The 14,313-nt window shown below is 68.4% G+C and carries 12 protein-coding genes; all 12 read right to left on the reverse strand.

Annotated elements, in window-relative coordinates; all coding sequences use genetic code 11:
* Nucleotides 1–139: 139 nt before the first annotated feature.
* Nucleotides 140–376: a formate dehydrogenase subunit delta gene (locus tag JC616_RS14125; RefSeq protein WP_227103754.1), complete on the reverse strand. Its 237-nt coding sequence runs from the start codon at nt 374–376 to the stop codon at nt 140–142.
* Complete coding sequence (gene fdhF / locus JC616_RS14130; protein WP_227103756.1) at nt 373–3,246, reverse strand: formate dehydrogenase subunit alpha; 2,874 nt, start codon at nt 3,244–3,246, stop codon at nt 373–375. Before fdhF ends, JC616_RS14125 begins: the two co-directional genes overlap by 4 nt.
* Nucleotides 3,243–4,811 (reverse strand): formate dehydrogenase beta subunit, encoded by a 1,569-nt coding sequence (locus JC616_RS14135; protein ID WP_227103758.1) that lies wholly within the window; start codon nt 4,809–4,811, stop codon nt 3,243–3,245. The genes fdhF and JC616_RS14135 overlap by 4 nt, the downstream gene beginning before the upstream one ends.
* Entirely contained in the window at nt 4,805–5,290 is a 486-nt protein-coding gene (locus JC616_RS14140; RefSeq protein ID WP_227103761.1) for a formate dehydrogenase subunit gamma, read from the reverse strand. The genes JC616_RS14135 and JC616_RS14140 overlap by 7 nt, the downstream gene beginning before the upstream one ends.
* A gap of 38 nt (nt 5,291–5,328) precedes the next feature.
* Complete coding sequence (locus tag JC616_RS14145) at nt 5,329–5,988, reverse strand: hypothetical protein (RefSeq protein WP_227103763.1); 660 nt, start codon at nt 5,986–5,988, stop codon at nt 5,329–5,331.
* Nucleotides 5,972–7,165 (reverse strand): formaldehyde dehydrogenase, glutathione-independent, encoded by a 1,194-nt coding sequence (gene fdhA, locus JC616_RS14150; RefSeq protein WP_227103765.1) that lies wholly within the window; start codon nt 7,163–7,165, stop codon nt 5,972–5,974. The genes JC616_RS14145 and fdhA overlap by 17 nt, the downstream gene beginning before the upstream one ends.
* Nucleotides 7,166–7,296: 131 nt before the next feature.
* Nucleotides 7,297–8,235, reverse strand: a complete 939-nt coding sequence (locus tag JC616_RS14155) for a choline ABC transporter substrate-binding protein (RefSeq protein WP_227103767.1) — start codon at nt 8,233–8,235, stop codon at nt 7,297–7,299.
* 135 nt (nt 8,236–8,370) lie between these two features.
* On the reverse strand, nt 8,371–9,357 hold the full coding sequence (locus JC616_RS14160; protein ID WP_107799490.1) for a GlxA family transcriptional regulator: 987 nt from the start codon (nt 9,355–9,357) through the stop codon (nt 8,371–8,373).
* Between the two features lie 118 nt (nt 9,358–9,475).
* Nucleotides 9,476–10,339, reverse strand: coding sequence for an ABC transporter permease (locus tag JC616_RS14165; protein WP_107799491.1), 864 nt, complete (start codon nt 10,337–10,339; stop codon nt 9,476–9,478).
* 80 nt (nt 10,340–10,419) lie between these two features.
* Nucleotides 10,420–11,466, reverse strand: coding sequence for a quaternary amine ABC transporter ATP-binding protein (locus JC616_RS14170; RefSeq protein ID WP_107799492.1), 1,047 nt, complete (start codon nt 11,464–11,466; stop codon nt 10,420–10,422).
* A 443-nt stretch (nt 11,467–11,909) separates the two neighbouring features.
* Entirely contained in the window at nt 11,910–13,025 is a 1,116-nt protein-coding gene (locus tag JC616_RS14175; protein WP_227103769.1) for an FAD-binding oxidoreductase, read from the reverse strand.
* Entirely contained in the window at nt 13,018–14,304 is a 1,287-nt protein-coding gene (locus JC616_RS14180; RefSeq protein WP_227103771.1) for an aromatic ring-hydroxylating oxygenase subunit alpha, read from the reverse strand. The genes JC616_RS14175 and JC616_RS14180 overlap by 8 nt, the downstream gene beginning before the upstream one ends.
* Nucleotides 14,305–14,313: the final 9 nt, after the last annotated feature.

Raw genomic sequence — 14,313 nt, forward strand, 5'->3', positions numbered from 1 at the left:
CTGTTCCAAGTCTCGCGGGCAAAAGCGAGACCAGGCGAAAACGAGCGAAAAAGCGGAATACGCTCGTGGCACATGAGCGTTTCGAAGCGGTACTCACCGTGAGACGTCTCGCCAAGCGCAGCAGATCGTAAACAGACTCTTAGCCAGCGGCCTTGTCGGACATCTGCTCCAAACAGCCCAAGGCCCGCGCCGCCAGCGGGACCAGCCCGCTTGCCGCGCCGGCGCTCCGCCAATGCGTCAGCAGGCCTGCGCGCATCGCCGGCGTCCAGAAACGCCGCAGATGCTGGGCGACCTCGGCCGCCGCGTCCTCCCCCTGCGCGTCCTCGAAGAAGCGCGCGATCTCGTTGACCATCTTCACCAGCGGCTCCGGCCTCATTCCGTCTGGCTCCCCGTCCGCCGCCCGGCGGCCAGCAGTCTTTGCTGCTCGTCGCCGAAGCCGTGGAAACGGCGCTGCCACTCCGACGGCCGCGCGGTCTTCCTCACCTCCACCGCGGTGACCTTGTACTCCGGACAGTTGGTGGCCCAATCCGAGTTGTCGGTGGTCACCACATTGGCGCCGGACTCCGGGTGATGGAAGGTGGTGTACACCACGCCCGGCGCCACCCGTTCGGTCACCTTGGCGCGCAGGGCGGTGTCGCCGGCGCGGCTGTGCACCGCCACCCAGTCGCCGTCGACGACGCCCCTCGCCTCGGCGTCGGCCGGATGGATTTCCAGCCTGTCCTCGGCGTGCCAAAGCCGGTTTTCGGTGCGCCGGGTCTGCGCGCCGACATTGTACTGACTGAGAATCCGCCCGGTGGTCAGCAAGAGCGGGAAGCGCTTGCCCGCCCGCTCCGAAGTCGCCACGTAGCGGGTGACGACGAAGCGCCCCAGGCCGCGGGAGAAACGGTCGACGTGCATCACCGGCGTGCCCTCGGGCGCCGCCTCGTTGCACGGCCATTGCAGGCTGCCCAGCCGGTCCAGCTTGGCGTAGCTGACCCCGGCGAAGCTGGGCGTCAGCCGCGCGATCTCGTCCATGATTTCCGACGGGTGCGCATAAGCCATCGGATAGCCCAGCGCCGCCGCCAGCGCCGCGGTCACCTCCCAATCCGCCATGCCGGCCAGCGGACGCATCGCCCGGCGCACCCGCGAGATGCGCCGCTCGGCATTGGTGAAGGTGCCGTCCTTTTCCAGGAAGGAGCTGCCGGGCAGAAACACATGGGCGTATTTGGCGGTTTCGTTCAAAAACAGGTCCTGCACCACCACGCACTCCATCGCCGTCAGCGCGGCGGCCACGTGCTGGGTGTTGGGGTCGCTCTGCGCGATGTCCTCGCCCTGGCAATACAAGCCCTTGAAACCGCCGTCCAGCGCCGCGTCCAGCATATTGGGAATCCGCAGCCCCGGCTCCGGCTGCAAGTCCACGCCCCAGTCCGCCTCGAAGCGCGCGCGCACCGCGTCGTCGGACACATGGCGGTAGCCGGGCAGTTCATGCGGGAAAGAGCCCATGTCGCAGGAGCCCTGCACATTGTTCTGGCCGCGCAGCGGGTTGACGCCGACGCCGGCGCGGCCAAGATTGCCGGTGGCCATGGCCAGATTGGCGATGGCCATCACCGCGGTGCTGCCCTGGCTGTGTTCGGTGACGCCCAGTCCGTAGTAGATGGCGGCGTTGCCGCCGCCCGCGTACAGCCGCGCCCCCTCGCGGATCAGCGCCGCCGGCACCCCGCTGGCCTCGGCGACGCGCTCCGGCGCATTGTCCGCTTCTGCCGCGAAGTCGCGCCAGAGCCGGAAGGCCTCGGTCTCGCAGCGCTGGGCGATGAAGTCTTGATCCAACAGGTTTTCGCTCACCAGCACATGGGCCAGCGCGTTGAGCACGGCCACATTGCTGCCGGGCCGCAAGGCCAGATGCAGCGCCGGCGCCGCGTGCGGCGAATCGGCCAGATCGATGCGGCGCGGGTCGATGACGATCAGCCGCGCGCCCTCGCGCAGCCGTCGCCGCAGCAGCGAGCCGAACACCGGGTGGGCGTCGCTGGGATTGGCGCCTATCACCAGGATCACGTCGGCGCTCAGCACCGAATCGAAATCCTGGGTGCCTGCGGATTCGCCCAGAGTCTGCTTGAGGCCGTAGCCGGTGGGCGAGTGGCAGACGCGGGCGCAGGTGTCGATATTGTTGTTGCCGAAGGCGGCGCGCACCAGCTTCTGCACCAGATAGGTTTCCTCATTGGTGCAGCGGCTGGAGCTGATGCCGCCGACGGCGTCGCGGCCGTAGCGCGTCTGCAGGCGGCGGAACTCGCCGGCCACATGCTCCAGCGCCTGTTCCCAGCTCACCTCCCGCCAGGGCTCGTGGATGCCGGCGCGCAGCATGGGTTTGACGATGCGGTCCGGATGGGTGGCGTAGCCCCAGGCGAAGCGGCCCTTGACGCAGGAATGGCCGTGATTGGCGCGGCCGTCCCGGTCCGGCGTCATCCTCACCACGCGCTCGCCCTTGAGTTCGGCGCGGAAGCCGCAGCCCACGCCGCAATAAGCGCAGGTGGTCGCCACGCTGCGCTCCGGCTGCCCCTGCGCGACCACGCTTTTCTCCACCAGCGTGGCGGTGGGACAGGCTTGCACGCAGGCGCCGCAGGACACGCATTCCGAGCCGAGGAAGTCCGCGCCGCCGGCGGCGCGGACGCGGGAATCGAAACCGCGGCCGACGATGCTCAGCGCGAAAGTCCCCTGGGTTTCCTCGCAGGCGCGCACGCAGCGGTTGCAGACGATGCACTTGGCCGGGTCGTAATCGAAATAAGGATTGGACTCATCCTTGGCATCGGCCAGATGATTGGCCCCGGCCAGACCGTAGCGCACTTCGCGCAGCCCCACCTGGCCGGCCACGGTCTGCAGTTCGCAATCGCCGTTGGCGGCGCAGCCCAGGCAATCCAGCGGGTGGTCGGACACATAGAGTTCCATCACGCCGCGCCGCAGCCTGGCCAAGGCCTCGCTCTGCGTGCGCACCGCCATGCCCGCGCTCACCGGCGTGGTGCAGGCGGCCGGATAGCCGCGCTGGCCGTCTATTTCCACCAGGCACATGCGACAGGAGCCGAACGGCTCCAGGCTGTCGGTGGCGCACAGCCTGGGCAGGCGCGCGCCCTGCAGCGCGGCGGCGCGCAGCACCGAGGTGCCGGCCGGCACGGTGATCTCGACGCCGTCTATGCTCAGGCTCACCGGCGCGCCCTCGCGCGCCGGCGTGCCCAGGTCCGCCGTCGGGACCGGCTTGGGGTCAAACTGGCAGCTCATGGCGCATCCTCCTCGACGATGGCCGGGTCCAGGCCGAAATCCGCGGGGAAACCCCGCGCCGCGCTCAACACCGGCAAGGGCGTCAAACCGCCCAGCGCGCACAGCGAACCGTGCCGCATGGTCTCGCACAAATCCCGCAACAGGGTCCAATGCCGGCGCCGCTCCGCGGCGTCGCCGGCCGCCAACAGCCGGTCCATCACCTCCACGCCGCGGGTGGAGCCGATGCGACAGGGCGTGCACTTGCCGCAAGACTCCTCGGCGCAAAACCGCATGGCGAAACGCGCCATGCGCGCCATGTCGACGCTGTCGTCGCACACCACCACGCCGCCGTGGCCGAGCATGGCGCCGACGGCGGCGAAAGCCTCGTAGTCCAGCGCGGTGTCGAACTGCGACGGGCTCAGCCAGGCGCCCAGCGGCCCGCCCACCTGCGCCGCCTTGACCGGCCGGCCGCTGGCGCAGCCGCCGCCGTAGTCCTCGATCAACTCGCGCAGGCTCAGGCCGAAGCCGCGCTCCACCAGGCCGCCGCGCCGCACATTGCCGGCCAGCTGGAACGCCATGGTGCCGCGCGAGCGGCCCACCCCGAAATCGCGGTAATACGGCGCGCCGCGGGCCAGGATGGTGGGCACCGAGGCCAGGGTCAACACGTTGTGCACCAGGGTGGGACGGCCGAACAGGCCGCTGAGCGCGGGCAGCGGCGGCTTGGCCCGGACTTCGCCGCGCCGGCCCTCCAGCGATTCCAGCATGGCCGTTTCTTCGCCGCAGATATACGCGCCCGCGCCCAGGCGCAGCTCCAGTTCCAGCTCGCGGCCGCTGCCTTGCAGATCGGGCCCCAAATAGCCGCGTCGGCGGGCGATCTCCAACGCCCGCCGCAGCGTCTCCGCCGCCGCGGCGTATTCGGAGCGGACATAGAGGTAGCCGCGGGTCGCCCCCACCGCCAGCGCCGCGATAGTCATGCCCTCGATCAACAAAAAGGGGTCGCCCTCCATCAGCATGCGGTCGGCGAAGCTGCCGGAATCGCCCTCGTCGGCGTTGCACACCACGTATTTGCCGTCCGCCGCCGCCTCGCGCACCGTGCGCCATTTGACGCCGGCGGGAAAGGCCGCGCCGCCGCGGCCGCGCAGGCCGGATTCCAGCACGCAGTCCAGCGTGCCCTCGCCGCCCAGTTCCAGCGCGTGGGCCAGGCCGCGATAGCCGCCGTGGTCCAGATAATCGTCCAGCGACAAGGGACGGGTCAGCCCGGCGCGCGCGAACAACAGCCGCTGCTGGCCGGCCAGATAGGGCAGGCGCTCCAGCAAGCCCAGCGCCAGCGGATGCTGGCCGTCCGCCTCCAGCACGGCGCTCAGCACGCTGTCCGCCTGCGCCGCCGTCAAGGGCCCGAAGCCGACGCGGCCTTGCGGCGTGTCCATTTCCAGCAAGGGCTCCAGCCAGTACAGGCCGCGCGAACTATTGCGCCGGATGTCCACTTCCAGGCCGCGTCGCGCCGCCGCCTCGGCCAGCGCCCGCGCGGTCCGGTCCGCGCCCAGCGCCCGCGCCGCGGAATCACAGGGTAGATGGAAGGTCAGCATGCGCCGCCCTCCTCCAGACAGCCGGCCAGCAAGGCGTCCAACGCGGCGGCGTCGATCCGCGCGTGCAATTCGCCGTCCAGCAGCAAGGCCGGCGCGCAGGCGCAGGCGCCCAGACAGTACACCGGCCGCAGTTCCAGGCCGCCGTCGGCGCTGCGGCCGGCGTCGTCCAGGCCGGTGCGCGCCCGCAGCCTTTGCGCCAGCGCCTCTGAACCCATGCTCTGACAGGCCTCCGCCCGGCATAGCCGCAGCTCATGGCGCGCCGGCGGCTCGTCGCGGAAATCGTGGTAGAAGCTGAGCACGCCGCGCACTTCGGCGCGGCTCAGGCGGAAGGCGCGGGCGATGTCCGGCGTCGCGGCGTCCGGCACATGGCCCAACTCGTCCTGCACGGCGTGCAGCAAGGGCAGCAAACCGCCCGGCTGCGTTTGATGATCCGATACCAGCGCGGCGATGCGCGCCTGTTGTTCCGCGGTCAAGGACATGGCGATTCCCAGTGAGTGCAAGCAGGCCCCCGCTTCGCTTACCTGATCTGCTCGGCCAAACGCAGCAGCCAAGCCGAATTATAGGTTTGCCGCGCATCGGGGCCGACCTCGTCCCATACTTTGAGGCTGTAAAGCTTTTGCCGGCTGGCCCAGCTCAGCTCGGACACCGGCTTGCCGGAGGGCGTGCTCCTGAGCTGAAAACGGGCCGGATGGCCCCGCACGCTCATATTCATGTCTTCCCGCAGCGCCAGCACGCCGCCGCCGTCGGCGACGAAATCCCATTCGCTCAACACCAGCAACACGCCGTCGGGCCGGGTGAACACCCAGTCGAAGCTGCTCCAGGGCCCGCGCCGGTTCGGCCCCTGCGGCACGATGCCTTCGAGGCGGTAAGCGCTCAACTCGCTGGCGCTGATGTCGCTGAGCCGGGATTTAGCATGCGCCCGAACCGCCTCGGGGTTCAAGTGGCGGTTCCGGCAGGCGCTGGAGAGCAGCGCGGCTTCGTCCTCCGGCGGAGAGACGTCGCTCGTCCAGGACGTTGACGGCAGCCCGGGACCCAGGCTCGCCCTGGGCGCCACCATGCGCTGCCCCGGCGCGATGCCGCCGGGCAGCGGGCTGGTCGCGGACGCATCCCAAGCCTGCGCGTCCAGGACCAGGCCGCCCATGCCCAGCCAACAGAGCAGGCTAGCGCAACTGCCCATGCGGATCGATGACGAATTTCTTCGGCGCGCCGCCGTCGAACTCGGCGTAGCCTCTGGGCGCGTTGTCCAGGCTGATGATCTCCACGCCCACCACTTCGGCGATGGGGATGCGGTCCCACAGAATCGCCTGCATCAACGCGCGGTTGTACTTCATCACCGGAGTCTGGCCGGTGAAGAAGCTGTGCGACTTGGCCCAGCCCAGGCCAAAGCGCACCGACAGGCTGCCCTGCTTGGCCGCCGCGTCCACCGCGCCGGGGTCGTCGGTCACGTAGAGCCCGGGAATGCCGATGCGCCCGGCCTCGCGCGTCACTTCCATCAAGGCGTTGAGCACGGTGGCCGGCGCCTCCTGCCGCGAGGCGGCGTGGCCGTGGCCGCGCGCCTCGAAACCGACGGCGTCGATCGCGCAATCCACCTCCGGCACGCCCAGGATGGCGGCGATCTGTTCGCCCAGCGTCGCGTCCTGCGACAGATCCGCGGTTTCAAAGCCGACGGCGCGGGCATGGGCCAGCCGCGCCGGATTGACGTCGCCGACGATGACCACCGCCGCGCCCAGCAGGCGCGCGGAAGCCGCCGCCGCCAAACCCACCGGGCCCGCGCCGGCCACGTAGACCGTGCTGCCCGGCCCCACGCCGGCCGACACCGCGCCGTGATAGCCGGTGGGCAGGATGTCGGACAAGCAGGTCAGGTCTCGGATCTTGGCCAGCGCCTGATCCCGGTCCGGAAATTTCAGCAGGTTGAAGTCGGCGTAAGGCACCATCACGTATTCCGCCTGGCCGCCCACCCAGCCGCCCATGTCGACGTAGCCGTAAGCGCCGCCGGCCCGCGCCGGGTTCACCGACAGGCACACGCCGGTATCCTGCTCCTTGCAGCAGCGGCAGCGTCCGCACGCCACATTGAACGGCACCGACACCAGATCGCCGATGCGCAGCGTTTCCACATCGCCGCCCGTCTCTATCACCTCGCCGGTGATTTCATGCCCCAGCACCAGACCGGCCGGGGCCGTGGTGCGGCCGCGCACCATATGCTGGTCCGAGCCGCAGATATTGGTGCTCAGCACCTTGAGAATGACGCCGTGGCCGAGCTTGCGCCCGGCCGGGGACGCCAGTTCCGGAAAGGGTATGGAGCGCACTTCCACCTGGCCCGGCGCCAGGTACACCACTCCGCGATTGCCTGTCATCATCGTCTCCTCGCTGCCGCGCCGGCGGATACCGGCGACATCTGCTCCCGATGCTAGGAAAGAAAGCGACGCCGGCCTTGAGTCAAAGCGACCCCTTTGCGATCAAACGCGCCACGATCGTAAACAGGTTCTCAGCGCGCCAGCGCCTGGCCGACGACGCTCAGCCCAGGCCGGCCGTCGAAGGTGTCCACTCCCGCCAGCCAGCTCGTCAGCACCGCCGGGTTCTTTTTCAAATACTCCCGCGCCGCCACCTCCGGCCTGATCTTGTCCATGATCGGCCCCATCACCCGGTTTTCCATATCGGTGCTGAAGCGCAGATTGCGCAGCAAGCGGCCGACATTGGCGCAACGCGCTTCGTAATCCGGCGGCAGCGCGGTGAAGACCCTGGCCGCGCCGAAATTGGGGCCGAACACCGCGTCGCCGCCGGACAGATAGCGCAGCTTGTGCCTGACGTTCATCGGGTGCGGCTCCCAGGCCAGGAACACCATCCATTTCTTCCGCCGCTCGGCGCGTTCCAGTTCGGCCAGCATGCCGGCCTCGCTGGACTCCACCAGCTTGAAGCCGCCCAAGCCGTACTGTTGCTTGCGGATCATGTCCTCGATCAGGCGGTTGCCGTCGTTGCCGGCTTCGATGCCGTAGATCTTGCCGTCCAGCTGCGCCTTGAAACGGGCGATGTCCTTGAAATCCCGCAGGCCGGCGGCGGCCACGTAGTCCGGCACCGCCAGCGTGTACTTGGCCCCGCTCAGATTGGGCTCGGTCAGCACCTTGATCTGGCCCGCTTTCAGATAGGGTTCGATCAACGGCGTCATCGACGGGCTCCAATACCCGAGGAACACGTCGATCTGCCGGCTCTTGAGCCCGGAGAAGGCGATGGGCACCGAGGCCATGGTCACGCTGGGGCGGTAGCCCAGGGCCTCCAACACCACGCTGGCCATGCCGGTGGTGGCCGCGATGTCGGTCCAGCCGACATCGGCGAAACGCACATTGCGGCAGGCGGCCGGCTCCCGTGCCGCCGCGCTGCCGGCGATGGCCAGCAGCAGCGCCGCGGACATTGCTTTGAATCGATTCATCCCTTCCTCCCGGGCAGCGATGATGGCGAAAGTCCGCCCGGCGGCCGCTGCCGCGCCGCCCATTAGGTTTCCAGCACCCGTTCAAGGTCTCGCGAGCCGGAACGAGACAAGGCGCGGCCGGCCTTGAACAGGCGTTCAGGCGATGGCCCCGGCCGCCACCAGGTATTGTTGCCGCTCGCGGCTGGGCGGGTAGCCGAACAGCCCGCGGTAGGACTTGGAAAAATGCGAGGAGGACAGAAAACCGCAGGCCACGGTGACTTCCATCACGCTCATATTGGTTTGCAGCAGCAGCTCGCGCGCCCGGCGCAGGCGGAGATCCAAATAGTATTGCGCCGGCGTGGTGCTCAGATAGCGCTTGAACAAGCGCTCCAGATGGCGCAGCGACACGCCCAGCTCCGCCGCCAGATGCTCCAGCGAGCGCGGGTTCTCGATATTGCTCTCCATCGACAAGGCGGCGTCCAGCAAGGCTTCGTGCCCGGTGCCGATGCGCGCCAGCAGCGGGATGTGCTGGCGGTCGCCGTCGTCGCGCAGCCGGTCCACGATGAATTGCACCGAGACGTCGGCCGCCAGGCTCTTGCCGCCCTTGTGGCGGATCAGATGGCACATGAAATCCAGCGGCGCGGTGCCGCCGCTACAGGTGAAGCGGTCCCGGTCCAGCACAAACAGGTCCGAGGTGAAGCGGGTGCGGGGGAATTCCTCGCTGATGGACAGCAGGTTTTCCCAATGGATGGCGCAACGGTAGCCGTTCAGCACCCCGGCCCGGGCCAGCGCGAAGGTGCCGGTGCAGATCGATCCCAGCGGCACGCCCTGGGCGGCGAAGCGGCGGATCAGCGCCTGCACCTTGTCGGTGGCCGCCTCGCGCACCTGGCAGCCGCCGCAGACGATGAGCATGTCGTACTGCTGCGGAGGGCCCGGCGCGGAGATCGGCGACAGGCTCAGGCCGTTGCTGGCGCTGACCGGCTCGCCGTCCGCCGACAGCAGGCTCCAGCGGTACAGCTTCTTGCGCGACAGGTAGTTGGCCATGCGCAAAGGCTCCACCGCGTTGGAGAACGCGATCATTGAAAACCGGTCCAGCAGCAAAAAGGCGATATGCGACAACGAGGCGATCTGTTGCGGTCCCATCACGACCTCCAATGTGTGCGTTGCGAGGATTGTTGTTCTGCTCCGAAGCGGTTCGCAGCCGGCCTTGAAAACCGTTGCGCAGGTATTGTTTCGTCCCTGGTTTCCTCCTGTTTCATCCTCAGCCGTCGGCCGCGGCGCCCGCTTCCGGCGCGCGGCCGAAGCTTTCGGTGATCCGGTCCAGGATGATGGCCAGCAGCACCACCGCCAGCCCGCTCTCGAAACCGAGGCCGACGTCCAGCCGCTGTATGCTGGCCAGGACATCGTTGCCCAGGCCGCCGGCCCCCACCATGGAGGCGATGATCACCATGGACAGCGCCATCATGATGGTCTGATTGACCCCGGCCATGATGGACGGCAGCGCGATGGGCAGCTGCACCTTGAACAGCAATTGCCAAGAGGTGCAGCCGAAGGCGTTGCCCGCCTCCACCAGCTCCCGGTTCACCTGGCGGATGCCCAGATTGGTCAAGCGCACCGCCGGCGGCACCGCGAACACTACCGTGGCCAGGATGCCCGGCACCCGCCCCAGTCCGAAGAACATTGCCGCGGGAATCAGATAAACGAAAGCCGGCATGGTCTGCATGAAGTCCAGCGCCGGCCGCACCAGGGCGTTGACCCAGCGCCAGCGTGCGCAGCAGATGCCCAGCGGCACCCCCAGCATCAGGCTGACGCAGGTGGCGGACAGGGTCAGCGCCAACGTGGCGACGGTCTGGCTCCAGAAGCCGGTGGCCCAGATCAGGCCCAGCGCCGCGCAGACGAAGACGGCGAACTTCCAGCCCAGCCGCCACAGGCCGACGCCGGCGAACACGCCGGCCAGCGCCCATGGCGGCACGCCCTGCAACAAGGCCTCCACCTGGGTGGCGAACCAGTCGATGCCGCCGCCGACGGCGTCGAAGGCGCCGGCGTTGTTTTCCAGCAGAAAATGGATGATCTGGTTGACCCAGCTGCCTATCGGCAGCGGGGATTGGGGACTGGTGTCGGCCATGCGGCGTGCTCCTCGTCTCGCCGGACGCGCTCAGGACGGCGAGAGCCACACGCCCCCGCGCCGGCGACGCCCGTTGGGGTTCAGTGGTGGGCGGCCGCGCTAGGGCGGTGCTGGGACAGCTTGTTGAGCACGCTGCTGGGGGTGATCACGCCCAGGCAGCGGCCGTCGTCGTCGCGCACCTGCAGCGGTTCGGCCTGCCCCTGGAGCCGCAACAGCACATCGGACAGGCTACAGGACGGCTCCACGTGCGGAGCGGCCGTCGCGCGCGGCGGCGGCGCGGCTTCGATCAGATCCTTGGCCTGCAGATAGCGCGAGGTGTCCACGCTCTTGAAGAAGTTGCGCACATAGTCGTCGGCCGGGCATTCGATGATTTCGCGCGGGCTGCCCACCTGTACCAGCCGGCCGCCCTCCATGATGGCGATGCGGCTGCCGATGCGCAGCGCCTCTTCCAGATCATGGGAGACGAAGACGATGGTGCGGCGCTGCTCGCGCTGCAATTGCAGCAGCAAGTCCTGCAGCTCGGCGCGCTTGAGCGGGTCCAGCGCCGAGAAGGCCTCGTCCATCAGCATCAGCGAGGGATTGACCGCCAGCGCGCGCACCAGACCCACCCGCTGCTGCATGCCGCCGGAGAGCTGATGCGGGTACTTGCCGGCGAAGGCGGCCAGCCCCACTTGCTCCAGCACTTCCCGCGCCCGCGCCTCGCGGGCCTTGCGCCCGAGGCCGGCCACTTCCAGGCCGAAGGCGGCGTTGTCCAGCACCGTGCGGTGCGGCATCAGCGCGAAGCTCTGGAACACCATGCTCATGTCGCGGCGGCGCAAGGCCACCAATTGCCTGGGTGACAGCCGGGTCAGGTCCTGGCCGTCCAGCAGGATCTGGCCGGCGCTGGGCTCCAGCAAGCGGTTGATCAGGCGGATCAGCGTGGATTTGCCGGAACCGGACAGGCCCATCAGCACGAAGATTTCGCCGGCGCGCACCGAGAACGACACGTCGTTGACGCCCACCACCGCCCCGGTGCGCCGAAACACTTCGTCCTTGCTCTCGCCGGCCCGCAGCAAGGACATCACTTCCGCCGGCTTGCCGCCGAACACCTTGTGGAGGTTTCTGACCTCGACCTTGATCGTTTGCATCCCGGCTCCCTTCGGCGCGGCCGCTGACAATTCGAAGAATGTTTAATGTAAATCAAGGTTCAAGATAGGAAGGAAGGGCTGGGCCAAGTAAGGGTATTCCGACAACAAGCCGTCCAAATCCGACATCCGCGCGCAAAACCGGCCGGCATAGGCCTGGCCGCCAAATCCAGCGCCGGCTTTCGTCTCCGGCCCGGCCGGCCGGTGTCGTAAAAAAACCGCAATCCGCCGCCGGCGGCAAAAACAAAAACGCCGGCCGCGGCCGGACAGGCGTGAAGGACGGGGAGGCGACGGACGCGCGCGCGGAAGCGGTCAAAGACGGCTGCGCTTCGTGAAGCGTTGTATGGTGAGTACCCGCTCAAAACACGCAATGCCGCTTGTACATGCCGCTTTTTCGCTCGTTTCCGCCTTGTTTCGCCCTGGCTCGCGAGACTTTGGACAGGCGCTCAGCGATCCACCACCAGATCGCTCAAGGGCAGGCTGCAGCAAGGCAGGAAATAGCCCTGCTCCACTTCGCGCGGCCGGATGCCGCCCTGGTGCCGCATGTCCACCCGGCCTTCCAGCAGACGGCTCTTGCAACTGCCGCACACGCCGCGGGTGCAGGAGGCCGGCAGGCGCATGCCCTTGGCCAGCGCCGCCGCCAGCACCGTCTGCCCCGGCGCCACCGATAAATCGTCCCCCGTTTTGGCGAAGCGCACATTGAAGCCGCGGCCCTCGACGCCGGGCTGCGGCGTCCGCACCGCCTCGTCCGGCGGCGCCGCGCTGAGTTCGGCGAAATTGAAGCTTTCCTCGTGATAGCGGCTCATGTCGAAACCGCACTGGCGCAGCAGCTCGCGCACCGCGGCCATATAGGGTGCGGGGCCGCAGCAGAACACCTGGCGCGCGTGCAGATCCGGCGCCATGCGCTCGATCAGCGTCCGGTCCAGCCGGCCGATCAGGCCGGCCCAATCCGGCTCTCCCGCCCGGTTTTCGCAAATCACCGCCTGGCTGAAAGTGGGGTGGATGCTGGCCAGCAGGCTCAATTCCTTGCGAAACACGATGTCGCGCGGCGAGCGCGCGCTGTGCACGAACAGGATGTCGGCGCCGGAGGCCAGATCGGTCAGCGCCCGGGTCATCGACATCAGCGGGGTGATGCCGCTGCCGGCGGACAGAAAGAGATAGGGCGAAGCGGCGTGGCGCGCATAGCTGAACTCGCCGGCCGGCCCCAACACCCGCAGCGCCATTTCCGGGCGCAGATGCTCGTGCAGCCAAGAGGAAACGACGCCGCCGGGAATGCGCTTGACGGTGATGGACACCCGGTCCGGCCGGGTGGGCGTGGACGACAGCGTGTAACAGCGGTTGACCGCGGCGCCGTCGATGTCCAGTTCCAGCGTGATGAACTGGCCGGGCAGATAAGGGAAGCGGCGCGGCGGCTCGGCGCGGAACACGAAGGTTTTGACATCGTGGGTTTCCTCCCGCGCCTGAACGCAGACGAGCAGGCTGTCCTCGCCGGCCCGCCACAGCGGCAGGTCGGCGGCTGACGGGAGATCATCCAATGGGCTGGCCGGCGGCGCGCTATTCATGGTCGCGCCGTTCCCGCTCCAGGCCGTCGCCCAGCCGCTGCGCGTACCAGTGGGTGAATTTCTCCACCAAGGCCTCGGTGTAGGGCGAATAAGGACCAGGCCGATAGGCGGAGCCGTTGATGCCGCGCTGCGACTCCTCCACCAGCCGGCGGTCCTGCTGATTGGTGGCTTTCCATACCCGGGTGAGGTTGTCCACCTCGTAGTCCACGCCCTCCTCCGCGTCCTTGCGCACCAGCCAGGTGGTGCGCACCAGCGTGCTTTCCGCCGACAGCGGCAAGGCGGTGAAGGTGACGATGTGGTCGGCCATGAAATGGTGCCAGGAGTTGGGCTGGGTCCAGAACGACAGGCCGCCGGACGCCGGGTCGCGCAGATCGCCCAGCAGCTTGCGACAGGCCGCGCCGGTGTCCACGGTCTGGGACTGGCCCTTGCGGTCCAGCGGCATGCGCATCGCGCGGAAGCCGGACACTTCGGACAGGCGCTCGATCTCGGCCGAGGGCAAGCCGCCGGCCTCCCAGCGCGCGTGGTGCTCGGCGACGACGCGCTGGTAATCGGCCAGCCCGGAGGCCTGCTCGGCCCGGGGCGCGAAGCCGTAGCTGTAGGCGTACAGCGAGACGGTCAGCTCCGGATGGTTGGCGGTGCAGTGATAGCACTCGCGGTTGTTCTCCATGGTCAGCTTCCAGTTGCCCGCCTCGACGATGTCCACCTGGGCCGCCACCTTGCAATCGTCGATGCGGTGCGGCGCGATATAGGGCGCCATCCGCGCCATCATCTCGTCGATGTCCTCCGGCGGCCGCTCGGCCAGGCAGATGAACAGCAGCCCTTCCAGATTTTTCAGCGCCACCGGCTTGAGGCTGTGATGCGAGGGGTCGAAGCCGTCCGCCATGTGATCGGCGAAGATCAGCCGGCCGGACAGATCGTAAGTCCATTGATGGTAGGGGCAGACCAGATTGCCCACCGAGCCCTGACGCTCGGCGCACAGCCGCGAGCCGCGGTGGCGGCAGACATTGTGAAAAGCGCGTATGGCCATGTCGTCGTCGCGCAGGATCAGGATGGGATCGCGCCCCAGCTCCACGGTCAGGTAGTCGCCCGGTTCGGGTATTTCCGCGCTGACGCCGACATAGATCCAGTGGCGGCGGAAGATGTATTCGAGATCAGCCTCGAACACCTGCGGCGAGCGGTAGAACGGCGCTTCCAGGCTGTGGCCGGGACGGCGGCGGGCCAGCAGTTCGCGCAGCGGGGCCGTCGTCGCTGCCGGGAAGGGAATGACGCTGTGGGACATGTCTCGCTC

Source organism: Chromobacterium rhizoryzae (assembly GCF_020544465.1).
GTDB lineage: Bacteria > Pseudomonadota > Gammaproteobacteria > Burkholderiales > Chromobacteriaceae > Chromobacterium.

Excerpts from the sequence above, each read along its gene's own strand:
- JC616_RS14125 (WP_227103754.1), bottom strand. The coding sequence starts at position 376 with ATGAGGCCGGAGCCGCTGGTGAAGATGGTCAACGAGATCGCGCGCTTC.
- JC616_RS14135 (WP_227103758.1), bottom strand. The coding sequence starts at position 4,811 with ATGCTGACCTTCCATCTACCCTGTGATTCCGCGGCGCGGGCGCTGGGC.
- JC616_RS14155 (WP_227103767.1), bottom strand. The coding sequence starts at position 8,235 with ATGAATCGATTCAAAGCAATGTCCGCGGCGCTGCTGCTGGCCATCGCC.
- JC616_RS14160 (WP_107799490.1), bottom strand. The coding sequence starts at position 9,357 with ATGGGACCGCAACAGATCGCCTCGTTGTCGCATATCGCCTTTTTGCTG.
- JC616_RS14180 (WP_227103771.1), bottom strand. The coding sequence starts at position 14,304 with ATGTCCCACAGCGTCATTCCCTTCCCGGCAGCGACGACGGCCCCGCTG.
- JC616_RS14170 (WP_107799492.1), bottom strand. The coding sequence starts at position 11,466 with ATGCAAACGATCAAGGTCGAGGTCAGAAACCTCCACAAGGTGTTCGGC.
- fdhA (WP_227103765.1), bottom strand. The coding sequence starts at position 7,165 with ATGACAGGCAATCGCGGAGTGGTGTACCTGGCGCCGGGCCAGGTGGAA.
- fdhF (WP_227103756.1), bottom strand. The coding sequence starts at position 3,246 with ATGAGCTGCCAGTTTGACCCCAAGCCGGTCCCGACGGCGGACCTGGGC.
- JC616_RS14165 (WP_107799491.1), bottom strand. The coding sequence starts at position 10,339 with ATGGCCGACACCAGTCCCCAATCCCCGCTGCCGATAGGCAGCTGGGTC.
- JC616_RS14145 (WP_227103763.1), bottom strand. The coding sequence starts at position 5,988 with ATGGGCAGTTGCGCTAGCCTGCTCTGTTGGCTGGGCATGGGCGGCCTG.
- JC616_RS14175 (WP_227103769.1), bottom strand. The coding sequence starts at position 13,025 with ATGAATAGCGCGCCGCCGGCCAGCCCATTGGATGATCTCCCGTCAGCC.
- JC616_RS14140 (WP_227103761.1), bottom strand. The coding sequence starts at position 5,290 with ATGTCCTTGACCGCGGAACAACAGGCGCGCATCGCCGCGCTGGTATCG.